Genomic DNA, 2,732 nt, shown 5'->3' on the forward strand with positions numbered 1-2,732 from the left:
CCGGGTCGCCGTCATGAAACAGCCCGTCCTCGCTGTCAATCGGCGCGATAATATCCTTCATGGGCGCGTTTTCTCCCTGTAGTTAAACACCACCTGGGTGTGCGCGGGTTTCAGGTCCTTAAACAGCTTTCCAATCAGGTTCTGCCCAAAGGTCAGCAGCTTTTTCCCGGCCACCGAGCTACCGGCGCGGAAGCGGTAGACCGGCACCTGTGCGTCATCGATATTGACTATCCACAGCCAGATAATCTCCGGCACCCAGATACGCTCGCCGGCCCGGCCAATGCCAGCGCGAAACGGCGGCGCCTCATCGAGGGTGACGCGGTAACCTAGCGATTTGGCCAAGCTGATAAAGTATTGCCGGCTCAGGCTACCAGTGGCGTTAATCCTGGCCAGTACCTGCTGGCGACACTGCTGCAGCTTCATGCTGCTGTCGGGGGAAATTCCCAACATCCGCTCCCAGTCGACCAGCAGCCCGACTGCCAGAAAGGGCGTGATACCTTCAGCCACTTCGCCGGTGCGGATTTCCAGCTGTGCCAGGCTCTTCCCCTCGGCGTGCAGTTCGACACCGAGTCGCTTACCGGTCAGCGCATAGCCTTTCGGTGGCAGCAGGGCACTGCGCAGCTGCGCGTAATCGCGGCTGTTCATGGCATTTTCTCCACTGTGATGGTGCCTGCGCGTATCCACTGCACGGTCTGCTTGTTCACCACCGGCACCACATTGGCGCTGGGGGCAAGCAACTGGTAGTCCACCACGCCGACCACCTCGGATATCAGCGCCCCCAGCTGGGTTCTGACCGCCACTTCACCGGGGGCCAGGCGGTTAACATAGTCACTGAGCGCGGTCGTAATCTGTTTGCGCGCGGCCTCCAGCGTCAGATTGCTCAGGCTGACCTGGGCCGTGATATCGGCTTTCACCACCTCGGGGCCCAGTACCAGACAGTCTTTCGCGGTGAACGGGCGCATCTCGTCAAGGTAGCGCTGCACCGCCTTAAGCGTCTCCGGCGACGGCAGGTCGTTATGGGTGACTATCACCACATCCACCATACCGTAGCCCCGGCGCAGCGGGTAGACATGGGCTTCGGTGACGCCGGGCAGGGACACCGCCCAGCGATGGTAATCGTATTGATTGCCGCGCGCCGGCGGACGGCGTATCACCTCCAGCAGACGTGCCAGCAGGGCGGCGTTGGATTCGGCCTCGCTGCCGCCGACCATGCGGGCGATAATGACGTTGCTGTCAACACCGGCTGGGGTTATCAGCAGCGTCACCGGCGTATTGTCCGCCAGATTGCCCTGGGTACCGCTTTGCAGCGCGCGGGCGGGCAAGGTCAGGCTGCCCGTTGCGTCTGTCGTGCCCGGCCCGGTGGTCTGGTAGCGCTGCCGGCTACCGGTGGGACGCAATTGCAGTAGGCCGGTAATGTTTGCGCCGGGGTTGCCGGTCAGGCGTACTTCGCCGCCGGCCGGGGTAGCTGCTTTCGACGTCAGGTTGTGCGTGCGGGCGCGCATTACCAGATAGTCATGGTCAGCGGTGTCCGGGAACAGTTGCCGCACTATCCACAGCTGATGCTGGTATAGCCGCCCCTGCAGCGCTCTGGCAATGGCGTTCGCGCGCACCGCGTAGTCACTGTCGGGACCGGTATCGGCGTCCGGCAACTGGTTGCGGATATCGCGCAAGAGCGTGTCGGCAATCTCGGTATGGGTGGGGGTGCTGTGCGCCATGGTGATATTCCGTTTAAATGACCTTTACCGGGTGAGTAAAGGTTTGCAAATTGCCGTTGGCGGCCACGACGTCGATATGCAGCCGCAGGTCACCTTGTGCCGGACGGCTGACTCGGACGTCAATGCGGCGGGGGCCAGCAGTGGTTGCAATGCCTGTTCGGCATATTGCTGGCCCGGTGCCCACAGCTGGCCTGTGGCGGTACGCGGCCCGCGCACCACGGCGGTGATAAGCAGACCGTTAAGCCTGGCGTCCGCCATCAGCTTGCGGGCGCGAAAATACACCTCCTCATCGCTGTCGGCATCACCCACCACCGCCACCAGGGGTCGGTAGAGCGGAACGGTTTTATCTTTCACCTGGCTGCGGCGGTAATGGCGGCCGTCGGCCTGTGCGCTGCCGTGCCCCTGGGCCAGTACCGTCACCTCGGAGTAGCGGCTGCTGATATTTTCGCTCACCGCCAGGCGCAGCAGGTTATTGCCCTAACCGTCCCGTCGCGCCGAAATATCAGCGTATCCACCGGCGGGGTGCTGTGATCCGGTCCGCTCACCATCAGGGTGCCATCGGCGCTCACCCAGGGCCACAGCCCGCTGGCTTCCGCCGCCTTGCGCAGTGCGCCCCAGGCGGTAGCGCCGGGGTCAATGCTGACTTTTTTGGCGGCCAGCGGCGAGGTAGCCTGCAGACGAATGCGGGTGACGCCCAGCGGCCGCAGTATCTGGGTGACCCCCTCCTGCAGGAGCATGTCCCGTGCGCTGAATATCGGGGCCGAGCAGTCAACCAGCACGGCGGCCGAAGAGCGCCCATAAACGCTCAGCGTATGCTGCCCGCGCGCCAGATCGTGGCGCAGTTCATCCAGCTGGCCGGTCATGATAAGGGCGGCACCGGCACGCAGTTTGGCCCGTGCGCCCACCCTGACCTCCGGCGGCAGACGGGCCTGGCTTAGCCCGACGGTGAACGGCCCAGCCGCCGCCGGGGTTAGCAGGTCGGCGTCTACTTCAATATTTAGCCGTCATCATGGGCTA

4 protein-coding genes are annotated in these 2,732 nt (G+C 63.7%); all 4 read right to left on the reverse strand.

Going from position 1 to position 2,732, the window contains the following annotated elements; all coding sequences use genetic code 11:
* Window positions 1-57: 57 nt before the first annotated feature.
* The 4 genes from ACTBDU_RS16310 to ACTBDU_RS16325 are packed head-to-tail and all read right to left on the reverse strand — an operon-like array spanning window position 58 to window position 2,710.
* Complete coding sequence (locus ACTBDU_RS16310) at window positions 58-645, reverse strand: YmfQ family protein (RefSeq protein ID WP_438807201.1); 588 nt, start codon at window positions 643-645, stop codon at window positions 58-60.
* The gene (locus tag ACTBDU_RS16315) at window positions 642-1,715 is read right to left on the reverse strand and encodes a baseplate J/gp47 family protein (RefSeq protein WP_438807202.1); all 1,074 of its coding nucleotides are present in this window, start codon (window positions 1,713-1,715) and stop codon (window positions 642-644) included. The genes ACTBDU_RS16310 and ACTBDU_RS16315 overlap by 4 nt, the downstream gene beginning before the upstream one ends.
* Before the next feature lie 24 nt (window positions 1,716-1,739).
* Window positions 1,740-2,168 (reverse strand): hypothetical protein, encoded by a 429-nt coding sequence (locus tag ACTBDU_RS16320; protein ID WP_438807203.1) that lies wholly within the window; start codon window positions 2,166-2,168, stop codon window positions 1,740-1,742.
* Window positions 2,165-2,710, reverse strand: coding sequence for a phage baseplate assembly protein (locus ACTBDU_RS16325; RefSeq protein ID WP_438807204.1), 546 nt, complete (start codon window positions 2,708-2,710; stop codon window positions 2,165-2,167). The genes ACTBDU_RS16320 and ACTBDU_RS16325 overlap by 4 nt, the downstream gene beginning before the upstream one ends.
* Between the last annotated feature and the right edge of the window lie 22 nt (window positions 2,711-2,732).

The organism is Sodalis sp. (in: enterobacteria) (assembly GCF_051710625.1).
Taxonomy (GTDB): domain Bacteria; phylum Pseudomonadota; class Gammaproteobacteria; order Enterobacterales; family Enterobacteriaceae; genus JBPESN01.